Here is a 22,306-nt window from a genome sequence, read left to right as displayed (position 1 = left end):
TTTTCTGTCTAATAATCTCGTAATTTGTATATCACCTTGCATAAAACATACAATTTCGTTACAAAATATAGAAATTAAAGTCGGTTTATCCCCGCTCTTCATCTATTTACCATTACAATGAAATGGTGTATTCTTAAGTCTGATATAAAAATTAAATATAGAAATTCATTCCCCTTCCTATTATATAGAGGGGTGCTGAAATAAAGGAATGAAGAAATGGAGGAACATATGGTTACTAAGTTAAAACAGACGGATAACTACTTCCCGCATTTCCTACTGCTATTCATCGTGTTTCAACCAATTTTAGATTTATTAACGTCTTTTTCAATCTATATATTACACATGAGCGCAACAGTCGGAATCGTAGTCCGTTTCGCCTTTATGCTTCTTGCATTAGGTTATCTACTTCTTCATCATAAACAACAAGGTGCGAAAAAGTACATTCTCTATTTATGTTTACTCGGAATTGCACTGGCAATCGGTCTTGTAAATAATATGATGGTTAAATCTCCAGTTTCATTTGGAGAAGAAGTTAAATTTATTTTAAAGAGCATATATCCAATTGTGCTACTGTTTGGATATATTATCGTCTTTAAAGAGCTAAAAAATAAAGAATATGTGTTTCATAAAATCATTACATATTTCTTATATGCAACTTTAATTTTAAGCATCACAATGATTATCGCAATGCAAACTGGCACTGATTTCCCAAGCTATCCTCACTCAAAAATTGGCTCAAGAGGTTGGTTCTTTGCTGGAAATGATTTAAGTGCTCTCTTCGCGATTATGTTCCCAATCGTTGTCTTATATTCGATTTATAAAACAACTTCTTTCTCGAAAATATATTACTGGATCCCAACAATACTTGCGATGTATGCAAGTATTATGGTCGGAACAAAAGTTGGATATGGTGCAATTGTGCTAACATTAGGCGTAGCACTTTTCTTCTCGTTCATTGAATATATGATAAACCGTAAAAAAGAAAAAAAAGGATTCACATATCTTGTAAACACCATCGTTGCAGCAGTTGTACTAGGAGGTTTAATTGTTCTTACACCGCATACTCCTATCGCAAAAAATATGGGAATCCACATGCAAATATACGAATACAAAAAATCAGTACAAGAAGAACAGGATAAAAAAGAAGGAAAAGTAATTAAAGAAAATCCAGAGGATGCAAAAAAACACGCAAAAGGTGAACTAACAGACTCTGAAGTGAAGAGTTTAATTTATAGTGATCGGGACAAATTCTTAAAAGTATACAAACAATACTATAAAGAAGCACCGCTCTCACAAAAACTTTTTGGAATGGGTTACGCTGGTAACTACACAGTTAAAATTAAATTAATTGAAATGGACTTCCATGACCTATTTTTCGCCTTTGGAATTATCGGTTTCCTTATTTACTTAATACCACTTCTATACTTCGGTATTAAACTATTCATCCGTATGATTACAAACTTTAAGAAAATTATAACTGTAAAATATATGCTATTATCTAGTACACTCATCCTATCACTTGGCATTGGCTTTATGTCTGGTCACGTATTAACAGCACCATCTGTTAGCATTTTTTTCATCGTTATACTTGCCTACTTAATTGTTGATTTAGAAATAGAATAGAAAGAAGCAGCATCTATTTGGATGCTGCTTCTTTCTATTCCAGTCATAATTGCTTTTTCTCGCTTAATTAAATTTTTTGTGGATTACTAAAAAAAGATCGAATCACATGGCGATTCGATCCTTGAAACAAAACTATTTCTTTCTATTGAAACGATGCATGAATCTGCTCCAGCACCTCATCAATATTATCCTTCGTAATAACAATACCGAAATCTTTCGGCACATTACGATCTTCTTCATTTACAACTTTATGTGCAATTATCTTTCCGACTTCTGGTCTGAAATGATGTCCATCCATATAGTTATCTAAGTTCTTTGTTACTGAATTTAAATACATGAAATGATGTACTTCTCCAAATACATCGACAGTATCATGGAGCCACCTTTTATAATCTTCCCAACGTCCTGATTGAATCATCGCACGGAACAATGGCTCTGAAACAGGAGTTGTAAAAATATAAAACTTTGTATTCGGATTATGAGATTTTACAGTTCCTAATATTTCCTTCATATTTTGATACTCATAATTCCCGCCATAAATCTCTCTACTAAATTTATCTACTTGCGCGGCAATTTGTGTGTCACGCTCTTCTTTCGTATACTCACGCATCGATTTTATGTTATCGCGATTATATACATCAATAGTCTTATTGTGATGAATGGAGTTTTGAATTGTATTTCGGGAATATGTAATCCCATCCATACTCACATACGATTTAATTGGATATAGTAAGCTTTGTGCTTCATTAATATATACTTCTGGCTTTTCAAAACCGATTTCTCTATTTTTGTTCGTTCCAAGGAAATCTAAACCAATCACAATAGAAGATAATTCACTACCTTTTCTCTCTTTTGCATATTCAATGTACGCATCGTACTCACGCGGATCCATACTACTTACCGCATAATTAAATGCGTTTAATCCAGTAAAATCATTCTCATTGATAAACGTTGTTCTACTACTTCCAAGTATAACGCCATCATAAGTAAACGGACGATATGTTATATAATTCGTTTTTTGTTGTCTCTCATTAAACCCAAACTGAACATCATTCCACTTATTTTTATGAGAGAATAACCAAAGTGAATCTGCATAGCCATTAAATATTCCAACACCTGCAAGTGGAATAAAAACACATACAAAAACGAAAATAAGCCACTGTTTGTTTTTCATATTCTCCACCTAGAAATTAAAGTATAAAAACTCACTAATACTCGTTAAATGCAATACACTATACACAAGTAATATTGCAGTAAATAACGCCGTCCATACTGTCGGACGGAATGAGTCTTTTAACTGAATTGAATTTTTTAAGAAGAAACTAATACATAATGCTCCGAAAATATACGCTACTATTTCCGTATTTAATAATGAAACATGGTATGCTTCAGTAAATGAAACACCGTACCCTTTTAAAAATTGTAGCTTCTCAATAATAAATACCGGGAATACGCTATTGGCTAGTTCGAATCCATTAAATCCAAACATTCCTTTTAACACTTTCACCGCATCATGCATCGATGTTGCTCTAAAGAATACCCACGTTATATTAATGAAGAAAAACGTCACGAGCCATCCCGCCCAGGCCGGCATGCACCCTCCTGCTTTGTTCCACAAACGATGAACGACAGAAGCTAATCCGTGCAGAAATCCCCAGAAAATAAATGTCCAACCAGCCCCATGCCAAAGTCCACTTATTAAGAAAACAATCATAATATTGACGTATGTACGCGTAATACCTTTTCGATTTCCTCCAAGAGAAATATACACATATTTCGTTAAAAACTGGCTTAATGTCATATGCCAACGATGCCAAAAGTCTTGTATACTCACCGCTTTATAAGGTGAGTTAAAGTTTTGAGGCAATTTAATGTTGAACATTAACGCAATTCCAATTGCCATATCGCTATATCCACTGAAATCAAAGTATAACTGAAATGTAAACGCTAATGATGAAAGCCAAGCTTCAACAAAGGTTAGCGACTGCTGTACATCAAACCCTTCCCGTACGACAGGAGATAAAACGTCTGCAATCCCTACTTTCTTAAAAATACCGATGGCAAATACAAAAATACCGAGAACGATATAATTTGATTGCCAACGCTTTTTACTACGATCCGCAAACTGCGGCATAATTTGCGCATGGTGTACAATTGGTCCTGCAATAAGTTGCGGGAAAAATGTTACAAACAGAGCGTAATCAAGAAAATGACATGCCTCCGTTTCCCCGCGATATGTATCTACTAAAAACGCAATCTTTTGGAATGTATAGAAACTAATCGCAAGCGGTAACGTTAATGATAATAATGTAAAATGAGTTCCAAATAACGAATTTACATTTTGCAAAAAGAAATCATAGTACTTGAAATAACTAAGCATTCCGATATTAAATAGTAAGCTTACTGCTAAAAGAAATTTACTCTTATGCTTCACGAGCCTCATTCCAATAAAGTAGTTCACAATAAGCGATACTAACATAAGCGGCAAATACTTTATGTTCCAATAACTATAGAAAAATAAAGATGCTGCGACAAGCCAAGCTTTCGCTAAAGTAGTTTGTCCAAATTTATTTAATAAAAAATATAAAAGAAATGCTATCGGTAAAAATAAAAAAATAAACTCAAACGAGTTAAATAACACACCATCTCTTCCCTTCTAAACAAATCACACCTTATTCATCTTATCTTATCCAGATAGTGGGTGTCAAAAGGATTCCATACCGCTTTCCTTCTATTATATAGAATAATTATTTTAATCGAATTATTAACATGCTAAAATATTAAAGGCGCTATTATAAAAAAGAATATATAATAGATATGTCGGTTTTTTTGTACGAAATGTATTTCGAAAAAGTGAGGAGAGTCCTTTGGTATTTAGTAGTTCGATTTTCTTATTTATCTTTTTACCTCTCGTATTATTTCTCTATTTTATAGTGCGTGCCGAGCTACGTAATTTCGTATTACTTGCATTTAGTTTAATTTTCTATGCATGGGGCGAACCACGTTTCGTTCTTTTAATGCTCTTTTCCATTGTATTAAACTACTGCTTCGGCCTACTCGTGCATCATTATGATAAACGAAAAAATATGAAAGTCACATTTTTAATTATGGCTGTGGTCGGAAATATACTATTACTTTCTTATTTTAAGTATATTTCATTTTTCACAGACATTTTAAACAACGTCTTGCACTTATCTATTCATGTGGAACCTATTCCACTACCAATTGGAATTTCATTTTATACATTCCAAGCGATGTCCTATGTCATCGATATATACCGTAAAGATGGGGATGTTCAAAAAAACCCACTTAACTTAGCGCTATATATATCTATTTTCCCTCAGCTTATTGCCGGACCAATTGTTCGTTACAATATCGTCGCTGAGCAAATTAAAACGCGCATCCATTCTTTTGAACGATTCACAGAAGGTATTCAAATTTTCGTTCTCGGACTAGCAAAAAAGATATTAATCGCTAACCAAGTTGGATTCGTCGCTGATAAAATCTTTGCCTTACCACCATCTGAAATGAGTGTTGGAACGGCATGGATTGGTATTATCGCCTATACCCTGCAAATTTATTTCGATTTCTCAGGGTACTCTGATATGGCAATAGGACTTGGAAAAATGTTCGGATTTGATTTCCCGAAAAACTTCAACTATCCGTACATCTCTAAATCTATTTCAGAGTTTTGGAGAAGATGGCATATTACACTCGGCTCTTGGTTCCGCGATTACATATATATCCCGCTCGGCGGAAACCGCGTTTCAAAACTAGCGAATTATCGTAACCTCTTCATCGTATGGGGATTAACTGGTTTATGGCACGGGGCGAGCTGGACATTTATCGCCTGGGGCTTATATTACGGCTTTATTATTTCAATTGAAAAAGCTGGATTCGAAAAAATATTAAACAAACTATGGAAGCCGCTGCAACATGCATACGTATTACTAATCGTTATGATCGGTTGGGTCTTCTTCCGAGCTGACAACTTCGCTTACTCGTTCCAATATTTAAAAGCGATGTTCGGCATAAGCGGCCAATCTTTCATCGATGACAATACGATGTTATACGTACATGAATACATTATCGTATTTCTCATTGCCTTTATCGCAGCGACACCAATTTTAAAAAGAATGAAAAACATACTAGAACTTGCGCCAAAAACGTATATGTTCACAATGCAATTTGTACGTCCTATATTATTACTAACATTATTTATGATTTCGGTTATGTACTTGATTAACTCAACATATAATCCATTTATTTATTTCAGGTTTTAACTGATGTAGGAAGGAAACGTTATTATGAAAAAATTGGGGAACCTCATCCTGTTTATCGGTTTTCTCACCATTATCTTTTCATTTGGCATATTATCGTTACTCAAAACAGACCGAGACATTTCACCAGTTGAAAATCGGCCGCTCGCTCAAAAACCAGCACTTACGAAAGAAGCTCTCCTAACTGGTAGCTTCTTTAAAGATTTCGAAACATACACAAATGATCAACTAATTGGACGAGATGAGCTTATTAAAAACTATACGATTGCTCAAATTAATATGGGCAAATCTCTCATTAACGACATTATTTTAACTGATGATAAATGGCTCCTGAAAAACCCGGCGTGGACAAAAAAATACAATGAAATTGACCAATCCATGCCCGCTATAAACGATTTGTCTCAGTTTTTAAAAGAACAAAACGTTGAGTTTTACTTTGCTTTACCACCGTCAAAAACGAATGCATTATCATTTAAATTACCTTCTCATATTCACACATATGCACAGGAAAATTTAAATTACTTTCTAAAGAAGCTTCCAGCAGACGTAAAGCCAATAAAACTTATGGAACACTTTAAACAGAACTATACAAACGAAGAAATACAAGACATGTATTTCAAAACAGATCATCATTGGAATATGGACGGTGCCTTCTTAGGTTACCAATATATAATGAACACAATCGGGCAACAATCTTCTATATATAAAGGAAAAGAAATAAAAAAAGAAGACTACACTCGGACATGTGCGCAAAATAAACATTTAGTCGGTAGCTTCAACAACCAACTATACCAACTCATCGATGCAACGGGTGAAAAATTATGCTACTACACACCGAAAGACGGTTTCAACTTCACAAGCGTAACCGCAAAAGATGTGCAAGGTACTATTCACCAAAAATTAGATGAAATATACGGCGTAGAAAAACAAAAAGATACAACATCATACGCAGGTTATTACACAGATGACTATCCAGAAATCGTCATCGAAAATAACAATGCACAAAATGAAGTACGCGCCCTAGTCCTAAAAGACTCATTCGCAAACGCAATCGTGCCACACTTAGCACAAAGTTTCAAACACACATCTATCCTCGACCTACGTCACTATCACGAAAAAGATGTACATCAATACATTCAAGACAACAACATTAACATGGTATTGTTCGTGTATAGTGATTCGAATTTGAGCGGAGATATGTTTAAGTTTAAGAAATAGAAAGAAGGCTCTTGTAAATTTACAAGAGCCTTCTTTCTATTAAAAAATCAGTGGGGATGAATCCCCACTGATTTTTTACTTTATCTATAATCGACTTATAGATTTGGGTTGTTAAGAACGTTCACTTGTACAGCTTGTGAACCAATTTCACTTGTTACAACATTCTTATCGCCTAATACTTTGAACACTAATGTACCTTTGTCAGTGTACTTCGTAGTTAAAGCATCATAAATGTCTGCTTTAAAGTTGTTGAATACTGAATCACTTGATGCTGTTACTGTTACATCACCAAGTTTTTGGTCAAAGATGTCATAATGAGCATTACCATTTGTATCAAGGTAAAGAGTTCCTTTATCTTTGCCAGACTTCACAACACGTACTTTATGTTGTGTTTCTTTCGTTAAGTTAATACCTTTTACGATATCATCAAGGTTACTCTTCTCAAGTTCTAATACAGTACCGATGTTAATTTTCTTCTCCACGAAGTTTTCTGTTTGAACTGGTTTGAAGTCTACAGATTTAATAGCGATTTTCTCTTGAACGATTTCTAATGTCGCTTTACCAGCAGTTGCACCATTTTTCGTTAAGTGGATATCAACTTTACCTGGTTTTAAACCTTTAACAACAACTTTATTTCCAACAATTTCAGCTGTAGCTACTGCTGGATTTTTAGACTCAACTTCATAACCTTCTAAGTTTTCAGGATCAGAATATACGCGATCTGAAGTGTACTTAGATAATTGATACTCAACTGTGTTAGCCACATTTAAGTCAAGTTTTGAATCAGGTGATTCACCGTATTTACCTACTTTAGATACAAGTTCGAAGTTTTTGAATGCAACGTTACCTTCTGTTACGTTCACATATAATGAACCTAAAGTTTCACCGTTAGCATTTTGGAAGTGAACTGTACCTTCGCCTACTTCATTACCTGTAACACCAATTGTTTTTGTACCGATTGAGCCAGCATCAGTTGTTGTTACATCTAAAGCTTCCACTACACCAGTTTTTGGAAGAACTTCTTTAATTGCAGCTGTGTTAGCACCAAATGGATCGCCATATTGGTCAGTTGTTACGAATGTAACAGGTAATGTTTTACCTTGAACAACTTGTAATTTATCTGGATTAGCTTTTACTGATTTTAACGTACGAGAACCAGTCGTTACTTTGAATTTAACGTCTTTTGTAACGTCGCCTACTTTAATAGTAAGTGTAGCTTCACCAGCAGCTTCAGCTGTAATGTAGTTGTTTACTACAGAGATAATACCGCTGTTTGAAGATTTAATGCTAATTGAGTTTGGATCAACTACTTTATCTTCTCCAGCAATTGTAGCAACTACGTTATGGATTTGTGCTTTTTCACCAACCACTAACGTTTGGCTGTTTAGTTTGAAGTCTTTTCCAGTCAATGTATTACCGTATACTACACCGTTTTTATCTGCATCTACCGCAAATACAGTACTCTTAATTGCAGAAGCTGGTGTATCAAGGTTTTTCACTGTAATAATACCAGTGTTAGAAACCGTTAAACCACCGCGTTTTGTAACTTGAACCTCTACTTTGTAATCACCGTGAGAAAGGCCAACACCAAGTTTACCTGTAGAAGAAGTTGACTTTCCACCCTCAAAAATGTTTGCTGGTGAACCGTCTAAGTTATTTGCTACAAATTTGACGTCATGGTTTGCTAAGTTTAAGTACTCAACATCAGCGTTACCTTTTTCGTCGTTTAATTTGAAGACAATTGCTTGACCAGCACGATCATCATCAAATGTAAGTTTTTCTACAGCTAATTTTTTCACTTCGTATACGAATTTCGCTACGAATGATTGATTTTTAACTTTAATGCTTAAGTCTTTATTAGGAGCTACTTTGCCACCAAGTGTTACTACAGCAGAAGTACCATCAGCGCTTGCTTCAATCGCAACAGCTTTATCTCCTTCAAGAGTTACATCATCAGCAGAAAGTTTATCTAAACCAGTACCTGTTAATGTTAATTTCGCTGGTTCAGAAATTTTCACATCTGTTACATATGCTTGTTCATTATCTTTTTTACCATACTTTTTATCTGTTAATGCGATAAATTGAGCTGCTTCTGCACGAGTTACAGTTTTATTTGGCTCCCATTTCGTACCAGTACCTACAGAGATTCCAAGGTTAATTAGGATGTTTGCTTTTTCTTCACCCCAATGTTTTCTTAAATCATCAAATGTTGTAACTAACTCGCCATTAACTTTATCTTTTAAGTTATAAGCACTTACTAACATAGAAGCAAATGAAGCACGGTCAATCTTTCCTTCTGGATAGAAGTTTTCTTTGCCGTCACCTTTAACGATACCAGCTTTTTCAACTGCTGCGATATATTTAGCAGCCCATGTATTTTTAGCATCTTTGAAAGAAGGTTGAGCATTTTCATCAACTGGTAAGTTTAAAATTTTAGTGAAGATTACAGCTGCCGAAGCACGATCGATTGATTCGGTTGGACCATATGTACCGTCTGGCTTACCTACAATTGCACCTTTATCTACTAAGTAGTTAATAGAATCTTCTGCCCAATGTCCAGCTGGAACGTCTGGGAATGATTTACCTGCTGCTGCTACTGGAGATACAACACCTGCTACCATTGCTGCTGTCATTGTACCTGCGATTACTTTTTTGTAAGAGTTAGTCTTTGCCATTTTATAAATTTCCTCCTTCAGGAATATGCTACTAGTTTCACATCATATTAAATTTGAAAACTAGCTAGTTAGAAAAGCCATAAAACAATAAAAACACTATAATGAAAAGTAGTTCACATAAAAAATGATACAAACCGTTAAATGTAAATATAAGGTTTAAATACCATTTTCTGAAACAAGTTCATCATACTATACAAAACCATTCGTTATCAAGAACTTTCTCAAAAGAAGATTCGACACATTCTGATAATTCGGTCTTTTTATTGTGCTATTAAGATATCGATAATACTTAAATATAGAAATGAATAAACTGTTTTCCTATAAACCACTCTCAATGCGCTTCGTATATTTTTCATATCGAATACACAATTGGAATTATAGCACATATTTCCACTTCATCACCTAAATATTTTTTACAATAAATACAATTTTCAGACTAAATTCGACTGAAACTATTTCATTTCGACATTATTTTCTTCTTTTCGAATGTTTTTTTAACAGAAAAAGGTGTTAATTTACAAATAATTTACATATTAATGAGGTATCCTTCTATTTTTGAAAGCGCTTTTAATTTGTTTCTCAATAAAACTAACTATTAATTTGCAAAATATGATCAATTTTTTAGAAATCGTTTTATATAAAAATTAAACATAAAAAAGAGCCCACATAATGTGGACTCTTTCCATTAAAATAAATTTCAATTAGCGAGTTACTGTTACTGGTTTGAAAGCAACAAGTTTGTTATTTTCTGTGTCAACTGTATTTAAAGTTGCATTATCTTTAAGCTCTTTAGCTTTAAGAGTTAATGTACCAGTTGCAAAGTTAACATTCTCTGCAGTTTCTAACTTAAGTACTACTTCTTTAGAAGCAGTTTCTTTTGCTGCTTTAGCAGAGTCTGCCGCTACTGTGAATGGCACACCATTTAAGTCAAATACAAGATCAGTTGCATCAACTTTTACAGCTTCAGAGAATGTAAGAGTTACTTCTTTCTTCTCTACATTTGAAACTTTAGCTGATTTGAATTCAGGAGCTTTTGTATCTTTAACATCTAATAATAGGTTTGTTGTACCCATTTTCACACCAGATGCATTTGCAACATTAGAAACTGTGAATTTCACTGTTTCTGATTTTTCGAAAGTGAATGTTTTTGGTAATTCGATTGTAGCTGTATCACCAGATAAAGTGATTAGTGTACCTTCTGGTAATTTAGCGCCTGCTAATGTGTAGTTGTTTACGTTAGCAGCTGACTCTGCACCTTGGCCACCTTTAACAACTTTATCAAATTTTACTGTAATAGTATTTTCATCCTTATTGAACGCTTTATCTGTTACCTTTGGAGCTTCTTTATCAACTACTACTTCTTCTTTGTTCTTGTCAATTTTTACATCTGTAGTAAATGCAGCTGAATTATTACCAGCTTTATCTTGAATAAATCCTTTTGAAGCAGAAACTTTATAGTTACCTGCAGCTGGGAATTTTACAGTGATACCTTTTTTATTATCTTTCGCAGCTTCTACTGTCACATTTGTTGTTACATCTTCGCTTGTATCTTGATTAATGATACGAACAACTTTTTTATCAAATGTAGCTGTTTCAGCATTTACTTCTTTATCAAATGTAAATGTAGCTTTTTGATCTTTCTCTGCTACAACTTTTACGAAGTTAGGAGCTACAACGTCTTTTGTAACTTTTACTTCTTTAGATACTTTTTGACCTACGTTGTTAGCTACATCTTTGTAACCAACAAACTCAATTGTAAGATTTGTAGCTGTTTCCTCTGCTTTAAGAGCGCCTTTTACTTCAACAATTGCTTTTGTTTTGTCTTGAGGATCAACAGTGATTGTAGCTGTTAAAGGATCTTTACCTTTTTTAACTGTTACAGTACCTAAGTTCTCGTTAGTCATCTCTTCTGAGAATGTAACTTCTAATGTAGCATCTTCTTTAGTAATTTCTTTCACTTTAACATCTTTAACTTCTGGAGCTGTAACGTCTTTTTCTACTTTATAAGTAGCTTTACCTTCGTACATTTCCATTGTGTTATCAACTAAATCTTTAGCACCTGTTACGATTACGTTAAATGCTTCACCGTTTTTAACTACAGATGCAACATCAGCTTTTGGTAATGTAACTGTATTACCTTTAGGGTTAACTACGAATTTTGTACCGTTAATAACAACAGTAACTTTTTCGTTTTCATTTAGTTTTTCACTAAATACTACTTTAACATCTCCATCTGGAGTAGAAACTGTGGATACAGTTGGAGCTACTTCGTCGTTAAAGAAGATAACTTCTAATGCTTTTGGAATTTCTTTACCGTCAGCAGTTTTTAAGCCTTCAGCAGTTACAACATAAGCATTGTTCTTTTTAAGCTTGTTAGCATCTTCTAAAGTTAAGATTACAGATTTTTTGTCTTCACCAATTTTTGCTGCAACTTTTACTGGATTTTCGCCTTGAGAAATTGTGAATGTCGCTTTCTCCACATCTTCTTCTTTCACTGTAGCGCCAAGTTTAACTTCGATTTCTTTAGCATTGATTGCTTTAATAGACTCAACTTTAGCTTCTTCTTTTTGCCCACCGAACTGCTTGTCAGTTTTAGCAATAAATTGAGCTGCTTCTGCTTTCGTTACAGATTTATTTGGTTCCCATTTGTCGCCAGTACCAACAGAGATTCCTAATTTAACTAGGATGTTAGCTTTATCTTTACCCCAGCTATCTTTTAAATCATCGAATTTAGTTTCTAAAGGACCGTTTACTTTAGTATCTAATTTGTAAGCTTCTACAAGAAGAGATGCCATAGAAACGCGGTCGATTTTTCCGTCTGGATCGAATGTGCCGTCGCCTTTACCTTTAACAACGCCAGCTTTTTCAACTGCTGCGATGATTGCAGAAGCCCAGTGGTTTTGAGAATCAGCGTAAGATGGTTTAGCACCTTTTTCGATTGGTAAGTTTAAAATTTTAGCCATCATTGTAGCTGCTTCTGCACGAGTGATTTCACGATCAGGAGCGAATGTACCATCGTCGTTACCTGCGATAGCGCCTTTTTCTACTAGGTAGTAAACTGATTCTTTAGACCAGTGACCATCTACGTCTGGGAATGTTTTACCTGCTGCTGCTACTGGAGATACAACACCTGCTACCATTGCTGCTGTCATTGTACCTGCGATTACTTTTTTGTAAGAGTTAGTCTTTGCCATTTTATATATTTCCTCCTTAGGAATGTAATACTAGTTCCATACTGTTTTAAATAGATATTCTACTTATTTTTGAAACTAGTAGATATAAATGTGGTTAAAGTATTCATTATACAGAATAATAGGATATCCAGTATTGCAGAATCACAAAGAAATCGTACACCCTTTCCATCCAATTTAAAACCTTAAATTCGACAAAAAAGTTAATTTTCACAATTCTAAACGATTATTTTTCGACTTTCATTTTAAAGGATCTAGATCAAAAAATCAAAATATTTCAAATGAATAGAAAAACGCGTCAGAATTACATTTATAACAAACTTCTTATAACCATTTACAACTATAACAGAAAAAGCTTTCTGATTACAATATCTAACTATAGAGATATTACGACATTAATCGACAGCTTACTTTTCTATGATTCGACATTTTTATTACCATCAGATTTTTCAAAATTACCATACCTATTTTCTTATCATTTACTAAATAAAACGTTAAATCCTAACATTCATTATATATTAATGTTAGGATTTTTAAACATACATCTTATCTCTCAAACTTCTTTTTTTGTGAGTATAAATTTGCAATCACTTACGTAATTCGACATTTTTCTACAAATTTATTTTTTCTTTCGACATTTTATTTTTTTCAAAAAATAAAAAAGAGGATGTCCTCTTAAATTAAGATCCCATTCCTCTTTTTTTGCACTCTTTGGAATTCAAGTCACTTATGATGTATCGAGACGCTGTTGAAATTTGCGCTCGTAATTCTACTACTCTTTGTTCCAATGTTTCTTGTACATATTCTTTTTGTTCTAGTTGCTTCGTTGCGACATTATGCAAAGTTTCAGACGTCCAATCACCATCTACGTTTCCGATAATCGGCTGATTTATTTGTTGTAAAAATGAATCGATCTTTGGATCATATGAAATACCGACCATAGGAATATTAGCAACCGCAGATAGTATGAGCGCATGAAGTCTCATACCGATTAGAAGCGAACATTCCGACAAAATTGAAATTTTCTCATGAATATCGAGCTTATACGGAAGCATATGAGCTTCTTCTCCCATTAAATTAATAATATCGCGTGATGCATTTTGATCAAATGGTCCATGCATTGGTACGAATAAAATATGGTATCCATCACGCTTAAATTTTTTCAGCGTATCTGCTAGCTTCTTCATATAATCTTCTTTCGCGTCCCAATACCTCACACTAACTGCAATTACTTTCCCTTGAATCGCATGTTTTTGCAACCACTCCGACTTCATTCCTTCTGGTTGACATGCCAATACTGGATCTGGAACTAGTTCGATATCCTTCTTAATACCAATTTCTTTTAAATACAAAAATGAATCTTCATCACGAACTGATATATATTCCGCTTTTGATACTTGCCATTTCACTAATAAACGATTTTGTCTTTTCGTAATTGGACCAATTCCTTGCGCATAAATATAATACGGCTTCTTCAAAAAACGAGCAATTCGCATAATACCCGTATAGTACAAAATACTTTTAATACTCGTTTTATCTTGAAGGAGGCTTCCTCCTCCGCTAATTAAGCCATTACTTCTCTTTATTTCCTTATAAATTGCTCTTATATCCCAGCGATTTACTGCCTCTACACCGTACATTTTTCTTGTATAGTCGGGGTCATTCGAAAGTACAACAAGCTCAAGAGTAGGATCCTCTTCATATAGCGCTTTAATAATTGATTGCAAAATTGCTTCGTCCCCAACATTATAAAAACCATAATATCCTGATAAAACTAACCGCACTCTTAATCTCCTCCAACATTTCGCAATCAACTTTTTGTCATTCAACAAATCGCTATCAACTCTTTAATAAGAAAAGTTGGATAACTTCAAATTGATTTCTTTCACAAACATATAAATAGCCATACTCATTTATGGACTCATTTACTTACGTAAAAATGGGATTTGCTTTTTGGATATCCAGTTCAACTTTAATGCGCATATGCCATATATGAACAAGGCCACACAAAACGCTACACCACTATATATTATTGCAATAAGTCTAGAATCTACCACATTTATGAAAGTAGATGTGAAATATAATCCTATACCTACTATACTAGATACCCCAATTACAGCAAAAAATCTCCCCATGTGAATCGAATAAGCCAATTCTTTTCGAATGTATATATAGTTTACGATACAAATCATGATATATATGATAAGTGTGCTATAAGCCGCACCAGTTATGCCAAATTGACTTACAAGTACTATATTTAATATGACTTTTACAAAACTCGCTCCAACAACTATCCACGCCGCTTGCTTAGAACGGTTAATTCCTTGCAAAATTCCTATTGATAATACCATAAGTGACGTAAAATACGAACTACCAATTAAAATAGCTAACATTCCGCTCCCTTTCGCATCTGTAAACAATCCAACATTTAACGGGATTGTAAGTGCCATGAGCCAGATTGTTATCGGCGTTGTTAAAACATGAGCAAGCTCATTTGTCCGTTCAATTGTTTGTTTTGCTAACGCTCTATCTTTCTTTGTTAATGCAGCAGTTAACAACGGGATTAACGGAAATACCATCGCACTTGCAAACACGACAATTAATTGTGTAAACGCGAATCCACGACTATATATACCAAATTGTTCTTGAATCGTTGTAGTGGATTCATGCAACATATGTGGAATCGTTACAGAATCAACTAAATTTAACACCGGCATCGATAATGCTCCAACTGCAATTGGAATCGAAACCTGAAGTATCTTTTTTGCATTATCTTTAAAATCTTGTAGTGAATATGTATTACTTTTATAACGATATATACTTTTTACATACTTCATTCTCAAATAGATAAGTGACGTAATTACTCCAAGGCAAGAACCAATCATTGCGCCGCCTGTTACAACATCACTCTCTTTATTCCAATATACAAATAAAAATGCAATTGCTAACATAAAGAAAACACGAATGAACTGCTCAATTACTTGTGACACCCCGGTAGGAATCATATCTCCAAAACCTTGGAAATATCCTCGATATACCGCCATATATGGTGCGATTAATAACGCAAACGAAGTTACGATTAATGGAAGTCTTGTATCTTGTCCACCAAGCATATTTGCAAACATACTTGATCCAATCATAATAACTGAAAATCCAAGCACTCCAAATATTACTCCAATAATAGATGCTGAAGTAAATAGTTTGGCAATTCCGTTCTGGTCATTCTTCTCATGAAGTTCAGCGATTAATTTTGATATAGCTAGCGGTACTCCCGCTACTGATAAAGTTAAAGCTATCATATACACAGGAAAAACAAGGCGAAAAATCCCCAGTACTTCATCTCCTGCTATATTTTGTAATGGGATTTGAAAAAAACTTCCCAACACTTTCGATAGAAACGTTGTAATCGTTAAAATCGCAGCGCCTTTCACAAACTTATTATTCATCTTCTAGCTCTTTTCTTTCAATATATAATTTCCATACATATTACAACATAAAACGAGATAGCTATATTCTTCTCTTTTTTGAAAAATTTCACTTTATCTCATTTAGCTATCATACCAAATTTCTTATACATTGAATACTCTCTTTCTTTCTATGTTTTAAATATAGTATGTACAATAACACCTTATTTATATCCAGTTATTTCTTCAATTTACTACTTCTACTTATTCGGGATAAACATGTGCTATAATGTAGCTATTGTCAGTAAGAGGAGTGTTTACAACATGCTGAATTCGGTAAAAAAGCTGTTAGGAGATTCTCAAAAGAGAAAACTAAAAAAATATGAACAACTTGTTCAAGAAATTAATAATCTGGAAGAAAAAATATCTGATTTATCTGATGAAGAATTGCGTCATAAAACGATCACATTTAAAAACATGCTTCGTGACGGAAAAACAGTGGATGATATAAAAGTTGAAGCGTTCGCTGTTGTACGTGAAGCAGCAAAACGTGTACTTGGATTACGTCACTACGATGTGCAGTTAATTGGTGGCCTTGTACTATTAGAAGGTAATATTGCAGAGATGCCAACTGGTGAAGGAAAAACATTAGTTTCTTCTCTTCCAACATACGTACGTGCTCTTGAAGGAAAAGGCGTTCACGTTATTACTGTAAACGACTATTTAGCAAAACGAGATAAAGAATTAATTGGCCAAGTTCATGAATTTCTAGGTTTAAAGGTTGGATTAAATATTCCTCAAATCGATCCTGCCGAAAAGAAACTTGCTTACGAAGCTGATATTACATACGGTATTGGAACAGAATTTGGCTTTGACTATCTACGTGATAATATGGCCTCTTCAAAAAATGAACAGGTACAACGTCCTTATCATTTTGCTATTATCGATGAGATTGATAGCGTTTTAATTGACGAAGCAAAGACACCTCTTATTATCGCTGGTAAGAAATCAAGCAGCTCCGATTTACACTATTTATGTGCAAAAGTTATTAAATCATTCCAGGATACTCTTCATTACACATACGATGCAGAATCGAAATCTGCTAGTTTTACAGAAGACGGTATTACAAAAATAGAAGATTTATTTGATATCGATAACCTATATGATTTAGAACATCAAACTTTATATCATTATATGATTCAAGCATTACGAGCTCATGTCGCTTTCCAATGTGATGTTGACTATATTGTACACGATGAAAAAATTCTACTTGTAGATATTTTCACGGGTCGTGTTATGGATGGTCGCTCTTTAAGTGACGGTTTACACCAAGCTCTTGAAGCAAAAGAAGGCTTAGAAATCACTGAAGAAAATCAAACACAAGCGTCCATTACAATTCAAAACTTCTTCCGTATGTATCCAGCACTATCTGGTATGACAGGTACAGCAAAAACGGAAGAAAAAGAATTTAACCGTGTATATAACATGGAAGTTATGCCGATTCCGACAAACCGTCCGATCATTCGTGAAGACAAAAAGGACGTCGTATACGCAACAGCCGATGCTAAATATAAAGCTGTACGTGAAGATGTTCTAAAACACAATAAACAAGGACGCCCGATTTTAATTGGGACAATGTCTATTTTACAATCAGAAACCGTTGCTCGTTACTTAGATGAAGCAAATATTACATATCAATTATTAAATGCAAAAAGCGCAGAACAAGAAGCTGATTTAATCGCAACTGCTGGACAAAAAGGACAAATTACAATTGCGACGAATATGGCCGGACGAGGTACTGATATTTTACTAGGTGAGGGTGTTCACGAACTTGGTGGATTACATGTAATCGGGACAGAACGCCATGAATCGCGACGCGTTGACAATCAGCTAAAAGGTCGTGCTGGTCGCCAAGGTGACCCAGGTAGCTCTCAATTCTTCCTTTCTTTAGAAGATGAAATGCTAAAACGTTTCGCACAAGAAGAAGTCGAGAAATTAATGAAATCACTGAAAACAGATGAAACAGGACTTATTCTAACTTCTAAAGTCCATGATTTTGTGAACCGTACACAATTAATTTGTGAAGGTAGCCATTTCTCAATGCGTGAGTACAATTTAAAGTTAGACGATGTAATAAATGACCAACGTAACGTTATTTATAAATTACGTAATAACTTATTACAAGAAGATACAAATATGATTGAAATTATTATTCCAATGATTGATCATGCTGTAGAAGCCATTTCTAAGCAATATCTTGTAGAAGGTATGCTTCCAGAAGAATGGGATTTTGCTAGTTTAACAGCAAGTCTAAACGAAATTTTATCAGTAGAAAACATGCCATCACTATCAGCGAATAATGTACATTCACCGGAAGATTTACAATCCGTTTTAAAAGAAACATTATCTCTTTATAAAGAGCGCGTAAATGAGCTAGATAGCCATACTGATTTACAACAGTCGCTACGATATGTTGCCCTTCATTTCCTAGATCAGAACTGGGTCAATCACTTAGATGCAATGACCCACTTAAAAGAAGGCATCGGGCTAAGACAATATCAACAAGAAGACCCTACTCGTCTTTATCAAAAAGAAGCTTTAGATATCTTTTTATACACATATGGTAATTTCGAAAAAGAAATGTGCCGCTATGTTGCAAGACATTTAGGTGTTCCTGAAAACGTACAATAACGAGGTGAAAGATTATGTTATCATTCCTAAAAAAAGCTAAGAAAAACGGAAAAGATACGACTGTCTCTAGTAATCAACTATTCGGACAAGAAAGCACAAATACTGAAAATAAAACTGTAAAACCAACGCTTTACTTCCACCCTAGCTGGGGTGCAGTAGGACAAGAACAAAAATACATTTATCAATTTTTACATAAAGAACTACCACGTTTAGAAGAATATCAAATTTCTTTATCTGGAATTGAGATTGAAAAGCGTGATAGCGGTTATGACGTAGCTGTATTTATTCGCAGCACTGTTCCGAAACCAATTTCTTTCGAAGAAGTTACATTAATTCTTCTAAATAAAGAGAAAAAATTATGCGCGCGAAAAACATTTAACCTTTCTGCATTAGGAGATATTCCTGCAAATGTAAATATGCCGTTTATCTTTACATTTGAGCAAGAAACAATTACAGATGCTGAATTATCGCAAACGGATTGGGAATTAGCGTTCGAACTTGAAAGTAAGCATGTATTAGATTTAGATCCATCTTGGGAAGCTCAGTTACCTGAAGCAAGCAAAGAAGCTTTACGTAATTTCGTAGACAATTTAACACCTCCAAATGATGGTGAAATTAACTTCCTAGGTCTGCAAGCTACACGAAAAGAAAACGGCGATTTACATACAACGCTTCTTATTCGTAACGGTTGTAAAGACAACATTCAACTAGAGCAACTTCCTCTTCATGTTGAAGATGCCACAGGTGCAGTTGTTGTTAAAGGTGCTTTCACATTACCGAACCTTGAAATTAAAGCGAACACTACAAAACCGTGGTCATTTGTCTTCCCTGCTTCATCTATATTAAAAGAAGATATGGACCTATCTTCTTGGAAAGCACTTGTACCACAAGACTAATCATAGAGAGGCTCGCCTCTCTTACTTTTTTTCATACAAAAAGCCTGCTCAAAAAAGATGGTCATCACACCTCTTTGGACAGGCTTTTTCTTTATGTAAAATTTATTTCGTTACGAATAAACGTTCAATATGATATTCAGCTTCTAGTTTGCACATTTCATCTGCATGCTTTACTTTATTTCTTTTTAATTGCTCCACTTGTTCTTCGCTCGGTTTTTCATTAATAAGCTCGTTAATTTTTTTATTTACTTTCATTGCTAACGCTTGATGGAAATCTGGATGTCCTTTCAACTCGTCATCTACTTTATTGATCCAAGTTGATTTTGTGTATAAATACTGTTTCCACTGTTCAACAAATTGTTGCATATCAAACTTTTCTTCGTTCCATTCAATTTCTTTCATATACTTCTCAAAAGAAACAACAATTGAGCGTGTAATACCAATCTTCACTCCGTGTGGTAACTGTTTGTACATCAATTATTCCCTCCAGCTTAAAGCTCTTCCTTCTGACAAAAAAGGAATCTCAAAATTCATATACATTACTATAATATCACATACCTAATCTAGAATGTTACTATACTGCTAAGATGAATAAATGTCAACAGACGTATAACATCTTGATATTCAGATGTTAAAAACAAAAAAACACCCTTATATAAGGGTGTCTCTTCATATAGTTTCCGTTTTTACAAATAGTAATTTATCTTTCTGCTCATTACTCGCCATCGCTACTAATGTCTTTTTAATATGAGCAGGCACTTGCTCTAGCGTTACACTCAATCCTGACTTATCCGACTGCTCAATGAAATTCAATAACGCCATAGCTCCTGATACATCCATATAGCGTGCATCTTTCATACGTAAAACAACCGGAGATTTTACGTCTTGTAAAGCATAAAAAACACGATCCACTGTTAAAAACGAAAGTGGGCCTTTAATTTTATATGTCGCTTCTTTTTCTTTTACAATAGAAGATTTACGTTCTTTACATTTCACCATGTATATAATAAACGAGAGAATAATACCGAACGCAACAGCGATCATTAAATCAAACTTCACTGTGACAATCATCGTTACGAGCATAACAACGACATCACCTTTTGGCGCTACATGCATTTTCTTCATGCTCTCCCAATCAAACATGCCAATACCAGTTAAAATTAAAATACCTGATAATACAGCAAGTGGAATGTATTGTACGACTGATCCAAGTCCCATAATGAAAATAAATAATATAACACTATGCATACTTGCTGAAAGCGCCGTTTTACCGCCACTTCTTATATTAACGATAGATCGTACAGTCGCACCTGCCCCTGCTAATCCGCCAAACAATCCGCTCATCACATTACCTATACCTTGTCCGACCAGTTCTTTATTACTTTTATGACGTGTCCCCGTCACGTTATCCATTACAACCGATGTTAACAACGAGTCAATCGATCCTAATAAAGCAATACTAAGCGCTGGTAAAATAAGTTCTGCTATACCTGTTCCACTTAAAGATGGAATATGAAGCGTTGGCATCGCTTCTGGAATCGTCCCAATCTTTTCAATTACCTTATTTAATGACAAATTTCCGATAACCGGTAACTTCACTGTAAGCCCTTCTAACGCAGAAGAAAATAAAGGAAGCATAGCTGTCACACCTACTAATGCGACTAAACTAGATGGAATAGCCTTAATCCACTTTCCAGAAACAATCATGACAATAATCGTTAATACGACGAGTAGAAAACTATTTTGCACATGCTTCATTTCACCTAAAATAATAATTAATGCGATACCGTTCATAAATCCTGATACGACAGGATAGGGAATGTACCGCACGTAAGATCCAAGCTTACATACACCGAATAAAATTTGAAACAGTCCCGCCATCATAAATGCTATAAAACTCGCCTCTAATCCGTGCGTCGCAATAACCCCTGTTGCAATAACCGTAATCGGTCCAGTTGGTCCCGTAACCTGCCCAGGTGTACCACCAAATAACGCCGCAAATAAGCCTGCAAAAATTGCACCATACAATCCGACTAGTGCTCCCTCAGACGTTCCCGTTGCAGCAATACCAAATGCAATGGCAAGTGGCAATGCAACAATCGCAACAGTAAAACCTGCTAAACATTCCTTTGCTATTTTTTGAAACATATAATAACCACCTTTGTATAAAGTCCATTTTCCATTGTACACCTAAAAGGATACATTCGTTAGTCCACTTTTTACAGTATCGTGACGTAAACGCATTCAATTGTAAGCTCCTATCGCATCTTTGGAAACTATTATAACTATGATATAATGGATAAATTAAATCTTTTATTATATATTTGG

Annotated in this window: 13 protein-coding genes; 5 read left to right on the top strand and 8 right to left on the bottom strand. The window is 34.5% G+C overall.

Translation table 11 applies throughout. From position 1 onward, the window contains the following. Nucleotides 1-228: 228 nt before the first annotated feature. On the top strand, nt 229-1,623 hold the full coding sequence (locus ACTFRN_RS11340; RefSeq protein WP_000256702.1) for an O-antigen ligase family protein: 1,395 nt from the start codon (nt 229-231) through the stop codon (nt 1,621-1,623). Between the two features lie 142 nt (nt 1,624-1,765). Here the strand turns inward: ACTFRN_RS11340 and ACTFRN_RS11335 are convergent, their stop codons facing one another. Both ACTFRN_RS11335 and ACTFRN_RS11330 read right to left on the bottom strand, forming a co-directional pair. After that, the gene (locus ACTFRN_RS11335) at nt 1,766-2,797 is read right to left on the bottom strand and encodes a hypothetical protein (protein WP_074567691.1); all 1,032 of its coding nucleotides are present in this window, start codon (nt 2,795-2,797) and stop codon (nt 1,766-1,768) included. Nucleotides 2,798-2,806: 9 nt separating this feature from the next. Beyond that, nucleotides 2,807-4,264: an MBOAT family O-acyltransferase gene (locus ACTFRN_RS11330; protein WP_088106507.1), complete on the bottom strand. Its 1,458-nt coding sequence runs from the start codon at nt 4,262-4,264 to the stop codon at nt 2,807-2,809. A gap of 226 nt (nt 4,265-4,490) precedes the next feature. Here ACTFRN_RS11330 and ACTFRN_RS11325 point away from each other — a divergent pair, with 226 nt between their 5' ends. Both ACTFRN_RS11325 and patB1 read left to right on the top strand, forming a co-directional pair. Beyond that, a complete protein-coding gene (locus tag ACTFRN_RS11325) occupies nt 4,491-5,906 on the top strand; it encodes an MBOAT family O-acyltransferase (protein ID WP_000232141.1) in 1,416 nt (471 codons plus the stop codon). 24 nt (nt 5,907-5,930) lie between these two features. Continuing rightward, nucleotides 5,931-7,121, top strand: coding sequence for a secondary cell wall polysaccharide O-acetyltransferase PatB1 (gene patB1 / locus ACTFRN_RS11320; protein WP_088106508.1), 1,191 nt, complete (start codon nt 5,931-5,933; stop codon nt 7,119-7,121). A gap of 95 nt (nt 7,122-7,216) precedes the next feature. On the opposite strand, the gene ACTFRN_RS11315 is transcribed toward patB1, so the two are convergent. The 4 genes from ACTFRN_RS11315 to ACTFRN_RS11300 form a co-directional block, all read right to left on the bottom strand. Next, nucleotides 7,217-9,796 carry an S-layer homology domain-containing protein gene (locus ACTFRN_RS11315; protein ID WP_088106509.1) on the bottom strand — a complete coding sequence of 860 codons (2,580 nt, stop codon included), beginning with the start codon at nt 9,794-9,796 and terminating at the stop codon, nt 7,217-7,219. A gap of 701 nt (nt 9,797-10,497) precedes the next feature. Continuing rightward, nucleotides 10,498-12,990, bottom strand: a complete 2,493-nt coding sequence (locus tag ACTFRN_RS11310; RefSeq protein WP_061661290.1) for an S-layer homology domain-containing protein — start codon at nt 12,988-12,990, stop codon at nt 10,498-10,500. A 677-nt stretch (nt 12,991-13,667) separates the two neighbouring features. Next, nucleotides 13,668-14,771: a polysaccharide pyruvyl transferase CsaB gene (csaB, locus tag ACTFRN_RS11305; protein WP_088106510.1), complete on the bottom strand. Its 1,104-nt coding sequence runs from the start codon at nt 14,769-14,771 to the stop codon at nt 13,668-13,670. 141 nt (nt 14,772-14,912) lie between these two features. Further along, on the bottom strand, nt 14,913-16,433 hold the full coding sequence (locus ACTFRN_RS11300) for a putative polysaccharide biosynthesis protein (protein ID WP_001060200.1): 1,521 nt from the start codon (nt 16,431-16,433) through the stop codon (nt 14,913-14,915). A 282-nt stretch (nt 16,434-16,715) separates the two neighbouring features. On the opposite strand from ACTFRN_RS11300, the gene secA2 reads away from it, so the two are divergent. Together secA2 and ACTFRN_RS11290 are read left to right on the top strand one after the other, a co-directional pair. Then, nucleotides 16,716-19,082 (top strand): accessory Sec system translocase SecA2, encoded by a 2,367-nt coding sequence (gene secA2, locus ACTFRN_RS11295; RefSeq protein ID WP_000935169.1) that lies wholly within the window; start codon nt 16,716-16,718, stop codon nt 19,080-19,082. Between the two features lie 14 nt (nt 19,083-19,096). Continuing rightward, the gene (locus tag ACTFRN_RS11290) at nt 19,097-19,978 is read left to right on the top strand and encodes an accessory Sec system S-layer assembly protein (RefSeq protein WP_440038102.1); all 882 of its coding nucleotides are present in this window, start codon (nt 19,097-19,099) and stop codon (nt 19,976-19,978) included. A gap of 102 nt (nt 19,979-20,080) precedes the next feature. On the opposite strand, the gene ACTFRN_RS11285 is transcribed toward ACTFRN_RS11290, so the two are convergent. Further along, the gene (locus tag ACTFRN_RS11285) at nt 20,081-20,452 is read right to left on the bottom strand and encodes a hypothetical protein (RefSeq protein WP_049113097.1); all 372 of its coding nucleotides are present in this window, start codon (nt 20,450-20,452) and stop codon (nt 20,081-20,083) included. Between the two features lie 195 nt (nt 20,453-20,647). Further along, nucleotides 20,648-22,126, bottom strand: coding sequence for a SulP family inorganic anion transporter (locus ACTFRN_RS11280; RefSeq protein ID WP_049113095.1), 1,479 nt, complete (start codon nt 22,124-22,126; stop codon nt 20,648-20,650). Nucleotides 22,127-22,306 lie beyond the last annotated feature (180 nt).

The sequence above is a fragment of the Bacillus cereus group sp. MYBK245-2 genome (assembly GCF_051916145.1).
GTDB classification, from domain to species: Bacteria; Bacillota; Bacilli; order Bacillales; family Bacillaceae_G; genus Bacillus_A; species Bacillus_A pacificus.
This window is presented reverse-complemented; position numbering and strand designations above follow the sequence as displayed.